The sequence below is a fragment of the Microbacterium sp. HD4P20 genome, from assembly GCF_019449275.2.
Lineage (GTDB): Bacteria > Actinomycetota > Actinomycetes > Actinomycetales > Microbacteriaceae > Microbacterium.
In genome coordinates, this window is sequence record NZ_JAHZQZ020000008.1 from 1 (window position 1) to 23534 (window position 23534).

The 23534-nt window shown below is 70.4% G+C and carries 10 protein-coding genes and 1 pseudogene; all 11 read left to right on the top strand.

The genetic code is table 11. The features are described 5' to 3' along the window. Window positions 1–2394: pseudogene (locus K0817_RS01845) on the top strand (DUF11 domain-containing protein); the annotation flags it as partial. A 186-nt stretch (window positions 2395–2580) separates the two neighbouring features. Continuing rightward, window positions 2581–4827 (top strand): LLM class flavin-dependent oxidoreductase, encoded by a 2247-nt coding sequence (locus tag K0817_RS01850; RefSeq protein ID WP_219979668.1) that lies wholly within the window; start codon window positions 2581–2583, stop codon window positions 4825–4827. 65 nt (window positions 4828–4892) lie between these two features. After that, complete coding sequence (locus K0817_RS01855; RefSeq protein ID WP_219979669.1) at window positions 4893–7241, top strand: excinuclease ABC subunit UvrA; 2349 nt, start codon at window positions 4893–4895, stop codon at window positions 7239–7241. Between the two features lie 220 nt (window positions 7242–7461). Next, the gene (locus K0817_RS01860) at window positions 7462–13536 is read left to right on the top strand and encodes an Ig-like domain-containing protein (RefSeq protein ID WP_219979670.1); all 6075 of its coding nucleotides are present in this window, start codon (window positions 7462–7464) and stop codon (window positions 13534–13536) included. 39 nt (window positions 13537–13575) lie between these two features. Next, window positions 13576–14547 carry a MoxR family ATPase gene (locus tag K0817_RS01865; protein ID WP_219979671.1) on the top strand — a complete coding sequence of 324 codons (972 nt, stop codon included), beginning with the start codon at window positions 13576–13578 and terminating at the stop codon, window positions 14545–14547. After that, complete coding sequence (locus K0817_RS01870) at window positions 14547–15803, top strand: DUF58 domain-containing protein (protein ID WP_219979672.1); 1257 nt, start codon at window positions 14547–14549, stop codon at window positions 15801–15803. Before K0817_RS01865 ends, K0817_RS01870 begins: the two co-directional genes overlap by 1 nt. Next, the gene (locus K0817_RS01875) at window positions 15800–18220 is read left to right on the top strand and encodes a transglutaminase family protein (protein WP_219979673.1); all 2421 of its coding nucleotides are present in this window, start codon (window positions 15800–15802) and stop codon (window positions 18218–18220) included. Before K0817_RS01870 ends, K0817_RS01875 begins: the two co-directional genes overlap by 4 nt. Further along, window positions 18217–19536: an RDD family protein gene (locus tag K0817_RS01880; protein WP_219979674.1), complete on the top strand. Its 1320-nt coding sequence runs from the start codon at window positions 18217–18219 to the stop codon at window positions 19534–19536. Before K0817_RS01875 ends, K0817_RS01880 begins: the two co-directional genes overlap by 4 nt. Next, on the top strand, window positions 19536–20381 hold the full coding sequence (locus tag K0817_RS01885) for a PP2C family serine/threonine-protein phosphatase (RefSeq protein ID WP_219979675.1): 846 nt from the start codon (window positions 19536–19538) through the stop codon (window positions 20379–20381). The genes K0817_RS01880 and K0817_RS01885 overlap by 1 nt, the downstream gene beginning before the upstream one ends. Then, window positions 20381–21853 carry an FHA domain-containing protein gene (locus tag K0817_RS01890; protein ID WP_219979676.1) on the top strand — a complete coding sequence of 491 codons (1473 nt, stop codon included), beginning with the start codon at window positions 20381–20383 and terminating at the stop codon, window positions 21851–21853. The genes K0817_RS01885 and K0817_RS01890 overlap by 1 nt, the downstream gene beginning before the upstream one ends. Then, complete coding sequence (locus tag K0817_RS01895; protein ID WP_219979677.1) at window positions 21850–23514, top strand: serine/threonine-protein kinase; 1665 nt, start codon at window positions 21850–21852, stop codon at window positions 23512–23514. The genes K0817_RS01890 and K0817_RS01895 overlap by 4 nt, the downstream gene beginning before the upstream one ends. Window positions 23515–23534 lie beyond the last annotated feature (20 nt).

The following is a 23534-nucleotide window of genomic DNA, read 5'->3' on the forward strand; positions in this document are numbered from 1 at the left end:
CCGGCTGATGGGTCGAATGTCGATGAGGGTGGCACGATCGAGTACACCGTGACGGTGTCGCAGGTGGGTGAGGCCGAGTACGAGGGTGCGTCGCTGGTCGATGACCTGAGCGATGTGCTGGATGATGCCACCTGGGACGACGAGCTGACCGCGTCGGCTGGCACGGTCGGTTTCGATGCGGCCACGCAGGTGTTGTCGTGGTCGGGTGATCTGGCGGTGGACGAGGTCGTGACGATCACGTACTCCGTCACGGTCACGGGTGAGGGTGACACCCACCTGCACAATGTCGTAACCAGTGATGGCTGTGCGTCGGTGGAGGTGTGTGAGACCGAGCATTACACGGCCTCCTACACGACGGTGAAGACGTCGGATCCGGCGTCGGGTTCCGATGTGCAGGTTGGTGATGTGATCGAGTACACGGTGACGGTGACGCAGTCGGGTCAGGGTCGTGTGGTGGCGCAGTTCTTCAACGACGACCTCACCGGGGTGTTGGATGATGCGACGTTCAACGATGACATCGTCGCCTCGGACGGGACGTTCACGTATGTCGATGGGGTGATCTCGTGGACGGGTGATCTGGGTCCGGGTGATGTGGCGACGGTGACGTATTCGGTGACGGTGACCGCTGCTGGTGACACGTTGATCGGGAACACGGTGCAGTCTCCGGGTTGTGAGGCGGCTGCTGATTGTGAGACCGAGCATCAGACCGGTCGTTACGAGACGGTGAAGACCTCTGACCCCGCCTCGGGCAGCGATGTGCAGGTCGGGGAGGTCATCGAGTACACCGTGACGGTGTCGCAGATCGGTGCGGGGCCGGTGGAGGATGCGTCGTTCGCCGATGACCTGACGGCGGTGCTGGATGACGCGACCTGGAACGATGACCTGGCCGAAAGTGGCGGGTCGGCGGATTACGCGGAGCCGACGGTGTCGTGGTCGGGTGATCTGGCGGTGGATGCCGTGGTGACGGTGACGTATTCGGTCACGGTGACCGGTGCGGGTGATATGAGCCTGGCCAACGTGGTCACCAGCGACGGCTGCCTCGACGAGGCGGGTTGCACCACGACCCACCTGACCGGTGACTACACGGTGGCCAAGACCTCGGTCGCCGCACCCGGCAGCGATGTCGCGGTGGGTGAGACCATCACCTACACCGTGACGGTCGCGCAGCGTGGTCCGGGGGCGGTGACGGATGCGTCGTTCGATGATGATCTGTCGGCGGTGCTGGATGATGCGACCTGGGACGACACCCTGGTCGCCAGTGCGGGCGAGGCCTCGTTCGACGCGGATGCTGAGACCATCGAATGGTCCGGTGATCTTGCGGTGGGTGCGGCGGTGACGGTCACCTACACGGTGACGGTGACCGGTGAGGGTGACATGACACTGACCAACGTGGTGTTGCCGGGTGAGGACGGTGAGTGTGTGCCGGCGGCGGACGGGAACCCGGAGTGCACGACCACGCATGAGACGGGCCGGTTCACCTACGCGAAGATGGCCGACCCGATCCACAACAGTGACGTGCAGGCCGGTGACACCATCACCTACACGGTCACCGTCACGCAGGTCGGTCCCGCCGGGGTCGCGGCATCCGTGGTGGATGACCTGACGGACGTCCTGGATGACGCGTCCTACAACGGGGATGTCGCGGCCACTGCCGGTACGGCGACCGTCGAGGGACCGACGCTGTCGTGGGCCGGTGACCTGGCGCCGGGTGATGAGGTGACGATCACCTATTCGGTGACGGTGACCGGGGCTGGTAACACCACCCTCGCCAATGTCGTGACCACGCCGTCCGAAGCCGGCGATTGTGTGACGGCGGAGGATGGCACCGAGGAGTGCCGCACCATCCACAAGACCGGCGGGTATGTCTACGCCAAGACCGCGGACCCGGCATCCGGGGCCACCGTGCGTGCCGGTGACACGGTGACGTACACGGTCACCGTCACCCAGCGTGGTGAGGGTGCGGTCACCGACGCGGTGGTCACCGACGACCTGTCGGGGGTGCTGGATGATGCGACCTGGAACGGTGACGCGGCCGCCAGCAGCGGCACCGTGGCCCGGGCGGGGAACACCCTGACCTGGACGGGTGATCTCGCGGTGGGGCAGACTGCCACGATCACCTACTCGGTGGATGTGACCGCCGCCGGCCCGGCGCAGTTGCGCAACGTGGTGACCAGTCCCGACGAACGGGCGATCTGTGACCCCGAGGGCGTGTGCACCACCCAGCACGACGTGCCCGCACCGCCACCACCCCTGGCCGTCACCGGCGGCACCCTGTCCGCGTCGATCGTGCTCAGCAGCATCTTCCTCCTGCTCGCGGGTGGAGCGGCGCTCGTGATCAGCCGTCGACGTCGGTCGATCACGGTGGCGGGGGAGAACCGGGACCACACGATGTAACCAGGAGACCAGCTCCGCCCCCGACACCCAGGAGTCTCTCCTCGGACACACTCGCAGCGCCCCGCCGGAATCCAGCCGGCGGGGCGCTGCGGGGTCGGCGCCCGCCCGTTGGCGGACGACGCTCGCCGCGGTGTGCGCAGAGGAATGAACGGTGTGCCCCGGTGGTTCCATGAGCCGGAGGCACACATGGATTACGGACACCCACTCGAGTTCGGTGCGTTCATCACGCCGGCCGCCGCCGACCCGCAGACTCCGGTCGAGCTGGCGCAGCTGGCCGAGGCATCCGGTCTCGATCTCGTCACCTTCCAGGACCATCCCTACCAGCCGGCGTTCCTCGACACGTGGACGCTCATGTCGTTCGTCGCGGCCCGGACCGATCGCATCCGCATCGCGCCGAACGTGCTCAACGTGCCGCTGCGCCCGCCGGCCGTCGTGGCGCGAGCCGCAGCCAGCCTCGACCTTCTCTCGGGCGGTCGCTTCGATCTCGGCCTCGGCGCTGGCGGCTTCTGGGACGCGATCGAGGCGATGGGCGGCACGCGCCTGACCCCGGGTCAGGCGGTGAACGCGCTCGAGGAGGCCATCGACCTCATCCGCGAGTTGTGGCGCACCGACCAGCGCGGCGGCGTCTTCACCGACGGCCGCTACCACCGGGTGCACGGCGCCAAGCGCGGACCGCGCCCGGCCCACGACATCCCGCTCCTGATCGGTGCCTACAAACCGCGCATGCTCGCCCTGACGGGGCGCAAGGGCGACGGTTGGCTGCCGTCGCTCGGCTACCTGCAGCCCGGTGATCTGCAGAAGGGCAATGCCGCGATCGACGAGGCCGCGGCGTCCGTCGGGCGCGACCCGCGTGAGATCCGCCGGCTGCTCAACATCGGTCAGCTTTCCGCCGATCCGGCGGAGTTCGCCGAGCACCTCGCACGACTGGCCAGCGAGGACGGCATCGGCACGTTCATCATCGCCGCCGATGACCCGCGGCTGCTGCGGTTCTTCGGCGAGGAGGTGGCCCCCGCCACGCGCGAGCTCGTCGCGAAGGAGCGCGGCGCTCGCGGCACGCAGCAGGCACCACAGCGTTCGTCGGCGGCGCTGTCGGCACGACGCGCGGGCATCGCGTACGACGACGTGCCCGCGGGCCTCCGCGCGATCGAGCCCGGCGACTTCGAGTACGGCGACGTGCGCGCGACCTACATGCGCGGTGGAGCGCCGGGCGTCGTGCTGCAGCCCGAGACGACCGCGCAGGTGGCCGAAGCGGTCGCGTTCGCGCGCCGGCATCCCGACATTCCGCTCTCGGTGCGCAGCGGCGGGCACGGGATCAGCGGCCGCAGCACGAACGACGGCGGCATCGTGATCGACCTGCGGCGGCTCAACGCGATCGAGGTGCTCGACGAGGAGCGACGGCTGGTGCGCATCGGCCCCGGCGCGCGGTGGGCCGAAGTCGCCGCGGTGCTCGGCGAACGCGGCTGGGCGCTCACGTCGGGCGACTACGGCGGGGTCGGCGTCGGCGGGCTCGCGACGGCCGGGGGCATCGGGTTCCTCGCGCGCGAGCACGGCCTGACGATCGACCACCTGCGGGCGGCCGAGGTCGTACTCGCCGACGGCTCGATCGTGAGGACGGATGCCTCGACCCGCGCCGATCTGTTCTGGGCGATCCGCGGCGCCGGCGCCAACGTCGGCATCGTGACGTCGTTCGAGTTCGAGGTGGACGAGGTCGGTCAGGTCGGGTGGGCGCAGCTCGCGTTCCAGGTCGACGACATGGCGGCCTTCCTCGAGGGGTACGGCAGGGTCGTCGAGTCCGCGCCGCGCGATCTCACGGTGTTCCTCCTCGCGGGCGGTCCGCGGCCGGGGCAGCCGCAGGTCGTCCAGCTGTACGGCCTCGTCGACTCCGATGATCCCGACACGATCATCTCGCGCCTGCAGCCCTTCGCCGAGCTCGCGCCGCTCGTCCAGCAGTCCGTGCAGCTCACCGCGTACGCGCAGGTCATGGCGAACGCCGATCTCGGTCCGCAGCACGGCTCGGGCGAGCCGCATTCCCGGTCGGGCCTGATCGAGCACGTCACGCCCGCCTTCGCTGCGGCGGCGGCCGGGATGCTGGCATCCGGCGCCATCCCCTTCTTCCAGCTGCGCGCCGTCGGCGGCGCGGTGTCGGATGTCGCCGAGGATGCCACCGCCTACGCTCATCGGTCGGCGAACTTCTCCGTCGTCGCGCTCGGCTCGGATGCCGAACGTCTGGACGCGCAGTGGCGGGCCCTGGCCGAGCACACGGCGGGCATGTACCTGAGCTTCGACTCGTCGCTGCGGCCCGAGCGCATCGCCGAGGCGTTCCCACCGGCGACGCTGCAGCGGCTGCGCGCGATCAAGGCGGCGTACGATCCGACCTGCGTCTTCCGAGACAACTTCGCGATCGAGCCGGCCGAGGCCGCCGACGCCGCCTGAGCCGAGGGGGCATCGAGCAGAATTCAGGAAGCGGGATGTCCGCATCACGCGGCAGACTGATGCGCATGCCTGAGCCTCACATCGCCGACACCCACTCCGTCATCCGGGTGGTCGGAGCACGCGAGAACAACCTGAAGAACGTCTCGGTCGAGATCCCCAAGCGTCGCCTGAGCGTCTTCACCGGCGTCAGTGGCTCGGGCAAGTCGTCGCTCGTCTTCGCCACGATCGCCAACGAGTCGCAGCGGCTCATCAACGAGACGTACCCGACGTTCGTGCAGCAGTTCATGGGGCAGCTCAACCGCCCCGAGGTCGACGGCCTCGAGAATGTCAGCCCGGCGATCATCGTCGACCAGGAGCGCATGGGCTCCAACTCGCGTTCGACGGTCGGCACGGCGACCGATGCGCACGCGATGCTGCGGATGCTGTTCAGCCGCATCGGCGTGCCGCATGTCGGCTCGCCCCAGGCGTTCTCGTTCAACATCCCGTCGGTCAAGGGCAGCGGCGCGATCACGGTGGAGCGCGGCGCCGAGAAGGGCAAGCCCGAGCACCGCACGTTCGAGATCACCGGCGGCATGTGCCCGCACTGCGAGGGCCTCGGCGAGGTCAGCGACATCGACCTGGACGAGCTCTACGACAAGACCAAGTCGCTGGCGGATGGCGCGCTGACGATCCCGGGCTACAACGTCGACGGCTGGATGGTGAAGGGATTCACCGAGTCGGGCTTCGTCGACCCGCACAAGCCCATCCAGGACTACACCGAGCAGGAGCGCGCGGACTTCCTCTACAAGGAGCCGACCAAGGTCAAGATGGCCGGCATCAACATGACCTACGAAGGTCTCGTGCCCAAGATCACGAAGGGGATGCTGCAGAAGGACCGCGACTCGCTGCAGCCCCACATCCGGGCGTTCGTCGAGCGGGCCGTCAAGTTCATGCCGTGCCCAGACTGTGGCGGCACACGCCTGAACGAGGGCGCGCGGTCGTCCAAGATCGACGGCGTGAGCATCGCGGATGCCGCGGCCATGCAGATCACCGATCTCGCGGAGTGGCTCGCCACGGTCGACGACCCCGCGGTGGCGCCGCTGATGGCGGGCCTGCGCAAGACGATCGGATCATTCATCGACATCGGGCTCGGCTACCTTTCGCTGGACCGCGCCGCCGGCACCCTCTCGGGCGGCGAGGCGCAGCGCACCAAGATGATCCGGCACCTGGGGTCGGCGCTCACCGACGTCACCTACGTGTTCGACGAACCGACGGCGGGCCTGCACCCGCACGACATCCAGCGCATGAACGACCTGCTGCAGCAGCTGCGCGACAAGGGCAACACGGTGCTCGTCGTCGAGCACAAGCCCGAGGTCATCGAGATCGCCGACTACATCGTCGACCTGGGGCCGGGCGCGGGACGCGCCGGAGGTGAGATCCAGTACACCGGTGACGTGGCGGGCCTGCGGACCTCGGGCACGATCACGGGGCGGCACCTCGACGACCGCGCACGGATCAAGCCCTCGACGCGCTCGCCCAAGGGGGCGCTCGAGATCCGCGGTGCGACGCAGCACAACCTGCGCGACGTCGACGTCGACATCCCCCTCGGCATCCTCACGGTCGTCACGGGCGTCGCCGGCTCGGGCAAGTCCTCGCTCATCCACGGCAACGTGCCCGCCTTCGACGATGTGGTCGTGGTCGACCAGGCGCCGATCAAGGGCTCGCGACGGTCGAGTCCGGCGACCTACACCGGCCTGCTCGACACGATCCGCTCGGCGTTCGCGAAGGCCAACGGCGTCAAGCCGGGCCTGTTCAGCGCCAACTCCGACGGGGCGTGCATCGCCTGCAAGGGACTCGGCGTCATCATCACGAACCTCGGCTTCACGCAGAGCGTCGAGACGCTGTGCGAGGTGTGCGACGGCACCGGCTTCAGTGACGAGGTGCTCGAATACCGGCTCGAGGGCAAGAACATCGCCGAGGTGCTGGCGATGTCGGCGGACGAGGCATCCGTCTTCTTCACGAAGGGTCCCGCGCACACGACGCTCGCGCGCATGATCGACGTCGGCATCGGCTACATCACGCTCGGCCAGGCGCTCAACACCCTCTCGGGCGGCGAGCGGCAGCGGCTCAAGCTCGCGATCTCGATGGCGAAGAAGGGTGCGATCTACGTGCTCGACGAGCCGACGACCGGCCTGCATCTCGCCGACGTCGAGAACATGCTCGGGATGCTGGACCGCCTGGTGGAGGCGGGCAACAGCGTCATCGTGATCGAGCATCATCAGGCGGTCATGGCGCACGCCGACTGGATCATCGACCTCGGGCCCGGCGCCGGGCACGACGGCGGCGAGATCGTCTTCCAGGGGACGCCGGCCGACCTCATCGCGGACGGAGAGACCCTGACCGCGCACCACCTGCGGGAGTACGTCGCGGGCTGAGCCGCGGCGCCGATCGGCGGAGTCGCCCGATGCCCATGGGGGAATGTCCCCATGGGCATCGCGCCTGCTGAGCGCATACCATCTCCCTGGCGGTCCTCCTCGCCTGGCGCGCGCAGTCGGTCGGGTTAGGCTGGAGCGCTCCCCTTCTCTTGTGCGTGCCTGAGGCCTCAGGCGCCGCCGCCCTGACGACGAACGACGACGCCCCAGGAGGTCGAGGTCCATGAGGTCTTTCGCGTGGCTTCGTGCTCGGCCACGCACCCTCGCGTCCGCCGGTGCGGTGACGGCGGCGGCCGTGACGATCACGACGCTGGCGTTCGTCTATCAGGGCCTCCCCACGACCGAAGTCGACCTGCACGACGGCGGCGTGTGGGTGACGAAGAAGTCGGCCCTCCTGGTGGGCCACTTCAACCACGAGTCGCAGGTGCTCGACGGCGGGCTCCGCGCCGCGAGTGACGAGTACGACATCCTCCAATCGGGTGAGAACGTGCTGGTCGTCGATGAGGCGGGCTCGAGCGTCGCGGTCGTCGACCCCGCGATGGTGTCGCTGGCCGAAGCCGCGAACGTCCCCGGCGGCGCGAAGGTCGAGCTGGGAGGCTCGACGGTGGCCATCCTCGACCAGGACTCCGGCGACCTGTGGGTCGTTGAGGCTGCCGGCGTCGGATCCTTCCAGATCGAGGGCACCGATCCCGCCGCGAATGTCGGCGAAGGATCGGATGTCGCGGTCGGCCTCGACGGCGTGGTTCACGCGGTGTCGGCCGAGACGAGCGAGGTCGTCACCGTGCGGCTGCAGGAGGACGGCGCCCCGGGTGAACCGGTGCGAACAGGGCTCGGAGATCTTCCCGGCGACGCGGAGCTGTCGATCACCGCCGTCGGCGATCGCCCCGTCGTGCTCGACGCGTCCACCGGAACGGCCTACGCGGACGGCCGGTCGTTCACCGTCGACGGCGCGCGCAGCGGTGTCCTTCAGCAGCCGTCGGCCGCGGCGGAGGGCTTCACCATTGCGACCGACGGGGCGCTCGTTCGGGTGCCCTTCGACGGCGCCGACCCCAAGGTCATCGACGCGGGATCCGAAGGCTCGCCGGCCGCGCCGGTGTGGCTGGAGGGGTGCGCCTACGGTGCCTGGAGCGGATCGGCGCGCTTCGTGCGCGATTGCCTGGGCGACGACGATGACCTGACGAGCGACATCGACGGCGTGGACGCTACTTCGGTGCTGAAGTTCCGCGTCAACCGTGACGTCATCGTGCTCAACGACATCGTCGGCGGTGCGACCTGGCTGGCCTCGGAGAGCCTGCAGCGCGTGGACAACTGGGAGGAGATCACTCCGCCCGAAGAAGCCACAGAAGAGAACGAGGAGACCACCGAGGAGACGGTCGAGACGACCACCCCCGAACGCTCCGAGATCAACACCCCTCCCATCGCCACCGACGACGACCTGGGAGTGCGTCCAGGGCGGACCACGATCCTGCCGCTCCTCGACAACGACAGCGACCCCGACGGCGATGTGCTCACGGCGCAGGTCGTGAACGAGGGCCCCTCGATCGGCGACGTGCAGTCGATCGACAACGGCCGTGCGCTGCAGATCGCCATCCCGGAGGATGCCTCGGGCGCGACATCCTTCACCTACGAGATCTCGGACGGCCGCGGCGGCACCGATACGGCGACCGCGTCACTGACCGTCCGTGGCTGGGACGCGAACGCGCCGCCGACGCAGAAGCGCGTCACGACGGTCACCGTCGAATCGGGCGGCACGGTCACCTACAACGTGCTGCCCGACTGGATCGACCCCGACGGCGACGACGTATTCCTGAGCGGGGTCGTGCCTGCCGAGGGCGACGAGGCCGACTTCACGTCGGACGGACGCATCACCTACCGTGCGGTGGGCGGCGTGCAGGGGCGCAAAGACGTCGAGATCGTCGTGTCGGACGGCATGGAAGCGTCCACGGGGACCGTACGCTTCGACGTGCGGCCGGTGGGTTCGACCGTTCCCATCACGAACGCCGACTACGTGGCGGTGCGCGTCGGCCAGACCGCAACGGTCTCGCCCCTCGCCAACGACACCAGCTCGGGCCGCGAGCCGCTGCGCCTGACCCGCGTCGACCCGGTGCCGGGCGCGGAACTGGCCCCGGACTACGCCAACAAGACGTTCACGTTCACGTCGCCGACGCCGGGCACCTACTACGTCCAGTACCTGGTTGCGGCCGGCGCCAACGCCGTCCCCGGGATCGTGCGGGTGGACGTGCTCGCCGAGGGCGAGACGAACATCCCGCCGGTGGCGGTGCGCGACGTCGCGCTCCTGCCGAGCGGCGGCGAAGTGCTCGTCAATGCCTTGACGAACGACTCCGACCCCTCGGGCGGCATCCTCGTCATCCAGTCAGTGACCGTCGAGCCCAACTCCGGCATCGCTGTGGCCGTCCTCAATCACGAGACGCTGCGCATCAGCGACCAGGCGGCACTGTCGGAGCAGGTGCGCATCTCGTACCGCATCTCGAACGGCTCGCACTCGGCCGAGGGCGACGTGATCGTCATCCCCATCCCCGCGCCGTCGCAGCTTCGCCCACCGGTGGCCAACGACGATCAGGTCGTGGTGCGCGCGGGCGACGTCGTGAACATCCCGGTGCTCGACAACGACTACCACCCGAACAACGATGCGATCCATGTCGCTCCCGAGCTCGTGGATCCGCTGCCCGAGCTCGAGAAGGGCGAGATCTTCGTATCGCAGGACACGGTGCGCTTCCGCGCGTCGGAGGAACCGGGGACCGTGTACGCGACATACGAGGTCGTCGACAGCACGGGTCAGAAGGACGCCGGCTACATCACGATCCAGGTGCTCCCGGTCAACGCCGAGACGAACGCGGCGCCGCGCCCTCGTGACCTCACCTCGCGCGTCCTCGGTGGCAGCCGGGTACGCATCACCGTGCCGTTGGACGGAATCGACGCCGACGGCGACTCGGTGCGGCTCGTGGGCATCGCCTCGTCGCCCGAGAAGGGCCGGATCGTCGAGACCGGCTCGGACTACATGATCTACGAGGCATTCGACGACACCGCCGGAGTGGATGCTTTCACCTATCGCGTGCGCGATCGTCTGGGCGCCGAGGCGACAGCGTCCATCCGCGTGGGCATCGCGCCCGCCGAAGGCATCAACCAGGCGCCGTACGCCGTCAAGGACGCCGTCGTGATGCGACCCGATCGCCGCGTCGCAGTCCCGGTGCTCGAGAACGATTCCGATCCCGACGGCGACGAGTACTGGGTGCTCAAGAACGGCCTCATCCTGCCCGACGTCGAGGGGCTGTCGGCGAAGGTCGACGGCAACCGGGTCACCGTGACCTCGCCGTCCGAGCCGACCGAGACGTCGCTGCAGTACACGATCCGCGATGCCCGAGGCGCCCAGGCGAAAGCGGTCGTGCAGATCACCGTGTCGGAGGATGTGCCGTTGCTGGCACCGATCGCACGCGATGACTACGTGCGCGCGCAGGATGTCGAGGAAGACACCGTCGAGCTCGAGGTCCTCGCCAACGACGAGGATCCGGACGGCACGCTCGAGGACCTCGACGTGACGGTCTCCGACGCGGGTGCGCGCGTGCGCGCCGACGGCACGGTCAGCATCACCCTGGGTGACGCGGACCGGCTGATCACGTACACGATCACCGATCAGGACGGGAACGCGGCATCCGCGTTCATCCACGTCCCGGCGCTGTCGTCGCTGCCGCCCAGCCTCGTCTCCACCGACCCGGTCGAGGTCGCCAGCGGCGAGACCGTCGAGATCGCGCTGGCCGACCACGTCCGCGCCGTCGGCGACGCCAAGGTCGTCGTCACCGAGGCCGCGAAGGTGACCGCAGCGCACAGCGACGGCGCATCGCTCGTGAAGGACCAGACCACGCTGGTCTACACGTCGGCGCAGGGATACTTCGGCCCCGACGCCATCACGTTCGAGGTCACCGACGGCACGGGGCCCGATGATCCCGAGGGCCGCAAGGCGACGCTCACGCTGCCTATCACCGTGCTGCCGCCCGAGAACCAGCAGCCCACGTTCACCGGCGGGCAGATGGACGTCGCTCCGGGCGAGGACCCCGCTGTCCTCGATCTGCTCGGCCTCACGACCGATCCCGATCCCGAAGACCTGGAAGACATGCGTTACGAGATCGTCGGCGGCTCGCCGGACGGCATGTCGGCCTCGGTCGACGGCCAGGAGCTGCGTGTGAGCGCGGACGCCGGTACGCCGAAGGGATCGGCGGCCACCATCCGGCTGCGCATCGACGACGGCACGACCGAACCGGTCGAGGGCGTCGTGAACGTGCGCGTGACGGCGTCGACGCGCGAGCTGCCGACGGCGAACGACGACATCGTCGAAGAGGCTCCGCAGGGCAGGACGGTGACCGTGCCGGTGCTCGCCAACGACGTCAACCCGTTCCCCGAGACACCGCTCGAGATCACGACGGCCCTCGTCGAGACCGGGCAGGGCGACGTGGACGTGGCGGGCAGTGAGGTGCGGGTCACGCCGAGCGAGACGTTCTTCGGGACCATGGTCGTGCGCTATCGCGTGCAGGATGCCACGAACGACCCCGATCGCGAGGTCGAGGGCCGCATCCGCCTGACCGTGCAGGGCAAGCCCGATGCTCCCGGAACCCCGACCGTGTCGAGCGTGCAGGACCGCACCGTCGTGCTGTCGTGGAGCCCGCCGGCGAACAACGGCGCCGAGATCGAGCGCTACCTCGTGACCTCGACGGCGGGCGGCTACGAGAAGGTCTGTCTCGCGACGACGTGCACGCTCGACGGCCTGACGAACAACGTCGAGTACAACTTCACGGTCGTCGCCGAGAACCGGGTCGGTCCGTCCGAGCCGTCGGCACCGTCCGAGACGGCGCGTCCGGACGCGCGTCCTGACACACCGCAGCCGCCGACACTCGTCTTCGGCGACCGCAGCCTGCAGGTCGCGTGGGTGACTCCGACGACCCCCGGCTCGCCCGTCGAGACGTTCACTCTCGAGATCTCGCCGGCCCCGCCGTCCGGCATCGCGCAGAAGACCGCGATCACAGGCAACGCGCTCGTGTGGGACGGGCTCGAGAACGGCACCGCCTACCAGGTCCGCGTGCAGGCCCACAACCGCGCGCCCGAGCCGTCGAGCTGGAGCGGCTGGTCGGCGAGCGAGATTCCGGCACGCGCACCGGATGCCGCGGCCGCACCGTCCGTCGAAAGGCTCGACCCGGTCGGATCGCAGGCGCAGATGCGCGTGTCGTGGGGCGCTCCGGCGAACAACGGCGATGCGATCGCCGAGTACCGCCTCAACGTGATCCGCGGCGGATCCGTCTTGGACACGATCACCGGGATCCCCGGCGGTCAGACCTCGCAGGCGCTCGCGATCGACGCGTCGACCACCGACTACACGTTCACCGTCGCCGCGCGCAACAAGGCCGGCTGGGGCGCCGACAGCGCGCCGTCGTCGCCCCGCCGCGCCTTCGTCGCGCCGGGCGCGCCGACGAACGTGCAGGCTTCTACCCCGAGCGGAAACAGCGCGATCGTGGTCAGCTACAACGCCGCGCCCGGCAACGGGGCGAACGCCGAGGAGCTGCGCTACGAGTTCTCGCTCAACGGCGCCCAGTGGCAGGCGCTCCCGGGCAACAACACCATCGGCGGGCTCAACAACGGACAGACCTACACGGTGCGGCTGCGGGCTTACACCGCCATGGACGGCGTGCGGTACAACGGCGCCGAGTCGGCGCCCTCGAACCAGGCGATCCCGTACGGGCCGGTGCGCACCCCCGGCGCCAATGCGCGCGCGAGCGGCACGTCGATCGTGTACTCGTGGTCTGCGCCGGCGGACAACGGCCGCGGCATCCAGGTCATGCAGATCAACATCAACGGCAACGGCTGGCAGAACGTCGGGCGTGAGGGCAGCCGCACCATCGACCACGGGTACAACTTCACGGGAACGATCCAGGTGCGTGCGTACGACACCGAGGACCAGGTTTCCGAGGTCGCGAGAGCTTCCGACCGCACGGCCGCGCCGCCCCAACCCAGAGTCTGGGTCAGTCGAGGACAGTCTGCCCAGGGCCAGCCGAACTGCACGTCGGCGGCGTGCGCGTACTTCGTGGTGAACACGCAGAACTTCCCGGCGGGCGACTACCGCGTCCACTGCAACGCGACCGGCCCATACGGTGGCACGCCATTCGCGGGCGGGTCGGTGCGTTCGCTCAAGGCCAACGGTCAGACGCAGATCGGCTGCTACTTCGGTGACCCCGGCGCCGAGGTCTGGGTCACGATCGACGGCTGGGGCACGTCCGAGCGACGCACCTGGTAACGACGACAACCACATCGAGAGAACGAGAACGAGAACGACATGACGATGACCCCTGAACAGGCCGCCTGGTTCCAGGGCACCTTCACGCGATTGGTCGACAACGTCGATCACGCTCTGATGGGCAAGCGAGAGGTCGTCGCCCTCGTGCTGTCGGCGATGCTGGCCGAAGGGCACGTGCTCCTCGAGGACGCACCGGGGACGGGCAAGACCAGCCTCGCGAAGGCGCTCGCGGCCACCGTGCAGGGCACGAGCAGCCGCATCCAGTTCACGCCCGACCTGCTGCCCTCGGACGTCACGGGCGTCACGATCTACGACCAGGTCTCGCACAAGTTCGAGTTTCACCGCGGACCGGTTTTCGCCTCGATCGTGCTCGCCGACGAGATCAACCGCGCGTCGCCCAAGACCCAGTCGGCGCTCCTGGAGGTCATGGAGGAGTCGCGCGTGACGGTCGACGGCGTGCCCCACGAGGTGGGCCGGCCGTTCCTCGTGATCGCCACCCAGAACCCGATCGAGCAGGCCGGGACCTACAAGCTGCCCGAGGCGCAGCTGGACCGCTTCCTCATCAAGTCGTCGATCGGCTATCCCGACCTCGCGGTGGCCGAGCGCATCCTGGCCGGTGCCGCCGACCGCAATCCTTCGGCGCACCTCACCGCCATCATCACGACCGGCGCCGTGGCCGACATGGCCGACCTCGCAGGCACGGTGCACGTGGACCCGGCCGTCCTGCGCTACACGGCGCAGCTGTCCGAGGCGACCCGTCAGGATGCGGCGACCCGCGTGGGCGTCTCGGTGCGCGGCTCGCTCGCGATGATTCGCATCGCGAAGGTCTTCGCGGCGGCGCAGGGTCGTCACTTCGTGCTCCCCGACGACATCAAGACGCTCGCGGGTCCGGTGTGGACGCACCGCCTCGTGCTCGATCCCGAAGCCGAGTTCGCCGGCACCAGCGCCGAGACCGTCATCGCACGCGTGCTCGAGGCGGTGGCCGCACCGCAGGCGAGGTCCGCAGCCTGATGACCTCGCACGCACTCGGGACGACGGACGCCGCGCAGCAGCGCGGCGTCGCCGTCGGCGCGGCGGCGCATCTCGCGTCGATCGCGCTGCGCTGGCTGCGCGGCGTCGTCGCCGTCGTGCGGCCGGTGGCCTGGGTGCTCATCGCCGCCGCCCTCGTGCTGTGGGTCTTCGGCCAGGTGCTCGGGTGGTGGGAACTCACGGTCGCAGCCGTCGTCGTCACCAGTGTCCTGGCGCTGTGCCTGCTCTTCCTCATCGGCCGCACCGCCTACGAGGTGTCTCTCGATCTCAACCGCACGCGAGTCGTCGTGGGCGAGCGAGCCGTCGGCGCGCTGACACTCGCCAACGCGGGCAGCCGCGCGATCCTGCCCTCGCGGGTGCTGCTGCCGGTGGGCTCCGGGCGCGGCGTCTTCGAAGTCGGCCGCCTCGCCCCGGGCCATACCGCCGAGGAGCTGTTCGCGATTCCGACCACGCGTCGTGCGGTGGTCAAGGTCGGTCCGGTGAGTGTCGTCCGGGGCGATCCTCTGGGTCTGTTCGAGCGCGTGCACCGTCGGGACGAGCCGGTCGACCTGTTCGTCCACCCGCGCACGGTGCTGTTCGACGGGCAGTCGCTCGGCTTCCTCCGCGACCTGGAGGGGCTTCCGGCGACCGATCTGTCGCGCGATGACGTGTCGTTCCATGCGCTGCGTGAGTACCAGCCCGGCGATGACCTCCGCCACGTGCACTGGAAGTCGACCGCGCGCACCGGCGACCTCATGGTGCGTCAGTACGAAGAGACGCGCCGGTCCCACTTCGTGATCGGGCTGTCGACGAGTCCTGCCGACTACCGGGACGACGAGGAGTTCGAGCTGGCGATCTCGGCGGCCGGTTCGCTCGGGCTTCGCGCGCTGCGCGACTCCCAGCGCGTCGAGGTCCGCGTGCAGGAGCGGGGTCTTCCCGCCGGCACGGGCAAGCAATTCCTCGACGCCCTGTCGGGCCTGACCCACTCCAAGCCGCGGGCGGGAAGCATCGTCGAGCTCTCCGGCTCGGTCGCGGCGACTCTGGCCCTCGCCAGCGTCGTGGTGCTGGTGTGCGGCAGCACGGTCGATGCCAACGACCTGCGCACCGCGTGCAGTCGCCTGCCCTTCGGTGCGCGCGTGCTCGCCGTCGTCGCGCACTCGGGCGCGACACCGTCGCTGCGCCGCATCGGCGAGGCCGACGTCGTGACGATCGGCGCGCTCGAGCAGCTCTCCGGAGCCCTGCGGAAGGTGCTGGCATGACGGCCCCCACTGTGCCCGCGACCTCGCTGCCGGTCCGCCGATGGCTGCTCGATCTCGGGGCCATCCTGGCCCTCCTCACGATTCCGGTCGTCGGCTTCTGGTCGACCTTCGACGGCCCGCGCTACCTTGTCGCCGCTCTCGGCGGCCTTCTGCTCGGCATGAGCCTCGGGGTCCTGGGCGCCGTCCTGCGCTGGGGCATCCTGCTGCTGTCGGGGGCCACGGTCGCGGCGTACTTCCTTTTCGGCGGCGCGCTGGCCCTGCCTCACACGACCGTCGCTGGTGTGATCCCGACCCTCGAGACGCTCCGCCTGCTCGCGGAGGGGACCGTCACGTCGTGGAAGCAGCTGCTGACGACCGTCGCACCGGTCGCCGCCGGCGACGGGCACCTCGTCGTTCCGTTCCTGCTCGCGCTCGTCGCGGCGGTGCTGACCACGTCTCTGGCAGTGCGCGCGCCCGCTGCGGCGTGGGCGCTGATCCCCGCGGCGGCGTATCTCGCCGTCGAGATCGCGCTCGGCACCTCACAGCCCGTCGTGCCAGTGGTCCAGGGCATGGTGTTCGGCCTGGTCGCCGTGGTGTGGCTGGCGATCCGTCAGGCCTGGCAGCCGCAGGCCGCAGCGGTCTCGGTCGGCGAGGGCTCTTCCGGTGCGCGCGGCGCCGCTCTGCGCCGCGCCGTGATGGGCGTGGGCGTCATTGCGCTGGCGGCGGTCATCGGCGTCACCACGAGCGCGTTCGCGGCGCCCGCCTCGCCGCGCTATGTGCTGCGTGACGTCGTGATCCCGCCGTTCGACATCCGAGAATTTCCGAGCCCGCTGCAGTCCTTCCGGGCGTACGTCCGCGACTTCCCCGATGAGACGCTGTTCACGGTCAGTGGCCTGCCCGAAGACGCGCGGGTGCGTCTGGCGACCATGGACGCCTACAACGGCACCGTCTACAACGTCTCGGATGAGGGTGCCGGCTCCTCCAGCGCCTTCTCGCCGGTCCGCACCAACATGTCGGCCGATGCCGAGGGCACGCCGGCTAAGGTGCACGTCGAGATCGCTGCCCTCGAGGGCGTGTGGATGCCGGACGCCGGCGCCGTGCGGAGCATCACGTTCGACGGCGAACGGGCCGAAGACCTGCGCCGTACCGCCCACTACAACGAGTCGACGTCCACGGGCGTCGTGACCGCCCGCTTGCAGCAGGGCGACGCGTACACGATCGACAGCGTCATCCCCGAGATCCCGAGCGACGAGGCTCTGGCCGATACGCCCTTCGCGCCCGTGTCACTTCCCGAGCAGGAGGGCGTGCCGCAGGATCTGGCGGATGTCGCCTCCAACGCCGTGGCCGACGCGGTGACGCCGATCGAGCAGGCGCGCGCGCTCGAGAGCCTGCTCTCGGAGGGCGGCTTCTTCAGTCACGGGCTGGCCGGAGAGGTGATCTCGCGCGCCGGTCACGGGGCCGAGCGCATCACGACGCTGCTGGGTGCCGAGCAGATGGTCGGCGACGACGAGCAGTACGCCACGGCGATGGCGCTCCTGGCGCGCGAGGTCGGGATCCCAGCCCGCGTAGTGATGGGCTTCTACCCCGACGAGGACCAGGCAGGACAGGCCGTCTTCGAAGCGACCGGCGACTCGCTGCACGCGTGGGTCGAGATCGCGTTCGAGGGCGCCGGCTGGGTGCCGTTCGACCCCACGCCGCCCGAGGACCAGGTCCCCAACGACCAGACCACCAAACCCAAGGCCGATCCCAAGCCGCAGGTGCTGCAGCCGCCGCCTCCGCCGCAGGAGCCGGTGGACCTGCCGCCGACGGTCACCGACGACGGCGGTTCGGAGGACGAGAACGCGCTCGATCTGACCCTGCTGTGGACCATCGTGGGCATCGGCGCAGGCACCCTCGGCATCCTCTTCGTGCTGCTTGCGCCCTTCGTGGTCATCGGGGTCCTCAAAGCCACGCGTCGCCGACGGCGCCGCGAAGCCGAGCGCCCCGCGGATCGCATCAGCGGGGGCTGGGACGAGCTGGTCGACCGCGCGTCGGACCACGGCGCACCGGTGCGCACCGGCGGCACGCGTCTCGAAGAGGCCGGTGTGCTCAGCACCGCCTTCGCCGAGCCGCGCGTGGCCACGCTCGCCTCGCGCGCCGACCTCGAGGTGTTCGGACCCTCTGAGCCGAGCCCTCACGACGTCGAGGTGTTCTGGACCCAGGTCGACGAGATCGTCGGGGGCATGGCGAGCAGCCGATCGTGGTGGCAGCGCATGAAGGCGCGGCTCAGCATCCGTTCCCTCCTCGCGGGCACCCGTTTCGCCCTGCCCGCGCGGGCGATCGCCATTCCGACCGACCCGCGAGTCCGTCCCGAGCGCGCGAAGAAGCGTGCCAAGGCGGGCGCCGCATCCGAGAGCGCGCCCGAGCGCTCCGGATCAGATCCGCAGGAGAACGCATGACCGCACGTCAGCCCTTCGTCGCGAGCCCCGCGTCCCTCGGACGCCGAGCCGGTGCTTTCGCGGTCGATCTCGCAATCTCGTCTGGGCTCGCGTTCGTCCTCTTCGTCCTCCTGGCCATCGTCGTGATGGGCAGCAGTGCGAGGCGCGATTACGGCCTCGTCGCGGTCGTCGCCATCACTTCGTACGCGGTGCTGGCCGCGTGCCTGGTGGCGTGGCTGCTGGTGTACTCGGCCATGCAGGGCGGGCGCGGCTCCATCGGCCAGCGCGCATTCGGCGTGCGTCTGCAGGACGAGGTGACGGGCGCGCCCATCGGGTTCTGGCGCGCGATCCTGCGCAACCTCGTGTGGGGCCTCGCCGGCTCGATCGTGGTCGGCTACTTCACCCCCCTGTTCGACTCGAGCCCGCGGCGCCAGGGCTGGCACGACATGGCCGCGAAGGCCGTCGTGGTCGACAAGCGGGGGACGGATGCCGCGACGACGGCCGCCGCGTACGCCGGGCCGGCCGCGAACCCGTACCTCGCTCAGCCGCACGCCGCCGAGGCTCCCGCGTATGCGGGCGCGCCCGCGTACGCGTCTGCCGCGCCCGCATACGCGGCGGCGCCGGTCTACGCCCCGGCGGCGCCAGGGTACGCCCCGGCCGCGCCCGCGTACGCGGCTGCGGGCCCGGCGTACGCGCCTGCGACCGTCCCGGCCTCCGCCGCGGCCGCCACGCATGCCCCGGACCCGCAAGACCCGTTCGGCGAGGCGACCGCCGTGGTGCGCCGACGCGTCGCTGCGCCGGTCGGCGTCATCGCGGGCGTGCCCGGCACGGCCCCTGCCGCGCTCGGTGACTTCCCCGGGCTGACCATGCCCTTCCCGGCGGCGACCACGACGGAGCCCCTGGCCGCCACGGCCACGGCCACGGCCGATGCCGACCTCGACGACACTCGCCTGAGTGGGGTGGGCGTGGGGGCCGTGCCGCCGCCGGCCCAGCGGGCCGCGCTGTACGAGGACGCCCCGGTCCTCACCGTCCTCACGTGGGACGACGGCACCCGCATGGCCGTCTACGGGCGCACGCTGTACGGGCGCAACCCCGCGATGGAGACCGGCGCCGTGGCCATCGCCGTCCGCGACGAGACGCTGTCGCTGTCGAAGACCCACTTCGAGATCGGCGGTGACGCGAGCGGCCCCTGGATCGTCGATCGTCATTCCACCAACGGCACCGTGCTGGTTCGCGACGGCGGCCGGATCCCGCTCGCGCCAGGACTGCAGACGAGCCTGCGCGCGGGGGACCGCCTCGAGTTCGGCGACCGCACGGCCGCTGTCGGCGGCGCGTGATGGCACGAGAATCGGCGCCCATCACCGTCGTCTTCGGCGCCGCGACCGACCCGGGGCTGCGGCGGCGGGTGAACGAGGACGCGTACATCGCCCAGACTCCGATGTTCCTGGTGGCCGACGGGATGGGCGGGCATCAGGCGGGTGAGATCGCCAGCGCGGCGGTAGTGGACGAGTTCGCACGTCTGGCCGGTCGCGACAGCCTCACGATCGACGACGTCCACACCACCGTCGCGGCCGCCCGACGCCGAGTGGGTGCCCTTCCCGCCGGACGCGGCGCCGGTGCCGGTACCACCCTCGCGGGCGTGGTGATCGCCGATGTCGACGGCGAGGGCTACTGGCTCACGGTCAATCTCGGCGACTCGCGTACGTATCGTCTGAGTGCCGGTGTGTTCGAGCAGGTCAGCGTCGACCACTCGGTCGTGCAGGAGCTCGTCGACAGCGGTCAGCTCGCGGCCGAAGCCGCCCAGCGCGACACACGGCGCAATGTGATCACTCGCGCGATCGGCGCGGGCAGCGACGGCGAGCCCGACTACTGGCTCATCCCCGCCGAGAGCGGAGATCGCATCCTGGTGTGCTCGGACGGACTGTCGAGCGAGCTCGATCAGGACGCGATCCACGGCATCCTCCTGGCCGAGACCGACCCCCAGGCGGCCGCGACGCGCCTCGTCCACGAGGCGATGGTGCGGGGCGGACGCGACAACATCACCGCGCTCGTCATCGACGCCACGATGGTGCGCACGCGGCGCGACGGATCGTGCGAGAGTGATACGGTTCCCGCGGGCGCGCCCGTCGATGACATCGACGGCGACACGCTTCCCCGCGCGATCGCCTCAGGAGGATTCTGATGCCGACGCTGTACGCACCCGGGTCGACCCCGGTCGCCGTCACGCCGCACGGGTTCGTCGTCCTCGGGCCCGAGACGCCGCACACGCTCGCGGCGCGGATCCGCTCACTCGTGGCCGAGGGTCGCGGGCTGGGCGGGGTGATCGAGGCCCTCACCGGCGCGTACGGCACGTCGCTGACGGCGATCCCGCCGTTCGGCGTCGCCCTGGCCGAGGGTGCCGCGGTGCGGATCGCCGTCCGTGGAGACATCGCCTTCGACGTCGAAGCCACGCAATCCGAGCGCGTGTCGGGTGCCGGCGTCACGACCTGGACCGAGCGGCTCGTCTCGGGTGTGATCAGGGTCGTGTTCTCGCCGGACGGCTCCCTCCCGGCCGAGCTTCCGGTCAACGACGCCGTCGTCCTGGCGTCGGTCGTGACGTGGGATGCACCGGCACCGGCACCGACCCAGGCACCAGCACCGGCGTCGGCCGCGGTCGGCGCTACGTCCGTGTCGGGCGCTCAACCCGCTCCCGAGCCCGATCCTGCCGCCCGGCCCGAGGCAGTCGCAGCCGCCGCGAAGGCGGAGCCCGGGGCGGAGCCGGAGCCCGGGCTGGAACCCGATCCCGAGCCCGAGCCCGATCCCGAGTCGGCCGCGCCTGCCGCCTCACCGGAGCCGGTCTCGCCGGGCCTTTCGTCGAACCCGCTCGCCGTGCCCGCGCCCATGCCGCCGTCGTCGGGCCCGCCCGCGAAACCTCAGCCTGCGCGACCTGAGACCGGCGAGCAGCCGGTGGCTCCCGCATCCGCTCCGGTGCCCTCGGGGCTCATCGACTCACGCGCCGTGCTGTCGCTCACCGAGACGCTGATCCCCGCCGACTCGACGGTGCACACCGACCGCGGTCCCCAACGCGACGAATCGGGCGATGCGCCGGCCGACGCGCAGCCGGTGAAGGCCGATGAGGAGGCCTTCGCGGCGACGGTCGTCCGTCACCCCGGGGATGCCGCTCCGCTGCCTGACGCACTGCCCGGCGACCACGACGGCGAGACGATCTCGCTCGCACAGGCCCGGGCGCTGAAGGCGGCGGCGGGCGAGTCGCCGTCGGCGGCAGTGCCGGTGTCTCCGTTCACATCGCCGCTCGCCCCGCCGCGCCCGCCGGCTCCGGGGCAGGTGCGGCTTTCGACGGGCCAGGTGGTGATGCTCGATCGCACGGTCGTGATCGGACGCCGTCCGCGCTCGACGCGTGTGAGCGGAACCGACCTGCCGCACCTGGTCGCGGTGGACAGTCCCCAGCAGGACATCTCGCGCAGTCACGTCGAGCTTCGTGTCGAAGGCGAGAGCATCGTGGCGACCGACCTGCGCACCACGAACGGCACGACACTGCTGCGTGCGGGGAGCGAGCCGATGCGTCTGCACCCCGGAGAAGGCTCGGTGGTGGTTCCCGGTGACGTCCTCGATCTCGGAGACGGCATCACCGTCGCCATCGAGGCGGTGTCGTGAGCGCGAAGCGCGCGCCCATGGCGCCGCCCGACCTTCCGGGCTTCACCTACGTCGACCTGCTCGGATCGGGCGGTTTCGCCGACGTCTACCTGTACGAGCAGCAGCTGCCCAAGCGCCGCGTCGCGGTGAAGGTGCTGCTCACGGACCGCATGTCGAGCGGATCCGTCGAGGAGTTCACTGCCGAGGCCAACGTCATGGCCATGCTCTCGACGCATCCGGCCATCGTCACGATCTACCAGGCAGGCGTCGCGCGCGACGGTCGCCCGTATCTGGTGATGGAGTACTGCCCCAAGCCGAATCTGCAGGTGCGTTACCGGCGCGAGCCGTTCTCGATCGCCGAATCGCTGCGGGTCGGTGTGCAGGTGGCCGCCGCGGTGGAGACCGCCCATCGCGCGGGCGTGCTGCACCGTGACATCAAACCGGCCAACATCCTGGTCACCGAGTACAACCGGCCCGCGCTCACCGACTTCGGCATCGCCTCGACCACGGGCGCCGCCGCCGAGTCGGCGGGCCTGTCGATCCCCTGGTCGCCGCCCGAGTCGTTCGCCGATGTGCCGCGCAGCGACCCGCGCTCCGACGTGTACGCCCTCGGCGCCACGGTGTACACGCTCCTCGCCGGCCATTCGCCGTTCGAGGTGGCCGGTCAGCGCAACAACGCCGCCGAGCTCATCCACCGCATCGAGACGATGCCGCTGCCTCCCCTCGGCCGTGCCGATGTACCGGCCACGCTGCAGCGGGCGCTGGATCGGGCCATGGCCAAGCCTTCCGCCGACCGCTACGAGAGCGCCCTCGCGTTCGCCCGCGCGCTGCAGACGGTGCAGATCGAGCTGTCGCACTCGGTCACGGCGATCGACATCCTCGACGACCACGTCCCCGAGGACGTCGAGCAGGACGAGGACGACGGCCTCACGCGCGTGCGGGGCGTCGTCAGCATCAACCCCGAGACCAATCCGGCCGCGGGGCTGACACGCCCCTCGGCGCAGACGGCTCCGAGCGGGCGCGCCGGGGCCTTCGCGCCCACCGCGCCGCCGGCGACGGGAACCGTGCCGTCGGGGTTCGTGCCTGCCGGCTCCGACCCCGCCGAGTTCGAGACCGTGCTTCGCGGCGCGCCCGCCCCGCACACGACGGACCCCTGGGCGATGGCAGCGACGGATGCCGTGGATCAGACCGTGATCCGTGCTCCCGGTTTCGTCGCCGAAGCACCCCCGGCCCCCGTCGAGGCGGGCGACAGCGGTGCGGCGCCCCGCCGCCGGACCGGCCTGTGGATCGGGATCGGCGTGGCCGCATTCGTCGTGGTCGCGGTCATCGTCGGGGTGTCGCTGCCCGGCATGCTCGCGGGGACGCCCGAGCGCACCCCCGTGACCGAGGAGTCGTCGCGGCCGCAGGACCCGGTCGCGGCCGTGGTGCCCGAGCCTGAGAACGTCGTCGGCACCCCTGCCGAGGGCGGAGTGCGGTTCACCTGGACCAACCCCGACCCGCAGGAGGGCGACCGTTACCTGTACGGCGTGGTGACCCTCGCCGAACCCGAGCCGAGCCTCGAGCCGATCACCGACACCGAGATCGTGGTGCCGGCGAATCCCGGCGGTCAGACGTGCATCGATGTGGTGCTCGTCCGCGACGCCGGGCGATCGTCCGACGCCGTCCGGGGGTGCACGCCGTGACGACATCGCGCGCTGCCGAC

Excerpts from the sequence above, each read along its gene's own strand:
- K0817_RS01850 (WP_219979668.1), top strand. The coding sequence starts at position 2,581 with ATGGATTACGGACACCCACTCGAGTTCGGTGCGTTCATCACGCCGGCC.
- K0817_RS01855 (WP_219979669.1), top strand. The coding sequence starts at position 4,893 with ATGCCTGAGCCTCACATCGCCGACACCCACTCCGTCATCCGGGTGGTC.
- K0817_RS01860 (WP_219979670.1), top strand. The coding sequence starts at position 7,462 with ATGAGGTCTTTCGCGTGGCTTCGTGCTCGGCCACGCACCCTCGCGTCC.
- K0817_RS01865 (WP_219979671.1), top strand. The coding sequence starts at position 13,576 with ATGACGATGACCCCTGAACAGGCCGCCTGGTTCCAGGGCACCTTCACG.
- K0817_RS01870 (WP_219979672.1), top strand. The coding sequence starts at position 14,547 with ATGACCTCGCACGCACTCGGGACGACGGACGCCGCGCAGCAGCGCGGC.
- K0817_RS01875 (WP_219979673.1), top strand. The coding sequence starts at position 15,800 with ATGACGGCCCCCACTGTGCCCGCGACCTCGCTGCCGGTCCGCCGATGG.
- K0817_RS01880 (WP_219979674.1), top strand. The coding sequence starts at position 18,217 with ATGACCGCACGTCAGCCCTTCGTCGCGAGCCCCGCGTCCCTCGGACGC.
- K0817_RS01885 (WP_219979675.1), top strand. The coding sequence starts at position 19,536 with ATGGCACGAGAATCGGCGCCCATCACCGTCGTCTTCGGCGCCGCGACC.
- K0817_RS01890 (WP_219979676.1), top strand. The coding sequence starts at position 20,381 with ATGCCGACGCTGTACGCACCCGGGTCGACCCCGGTCGCCGTCACGCCG.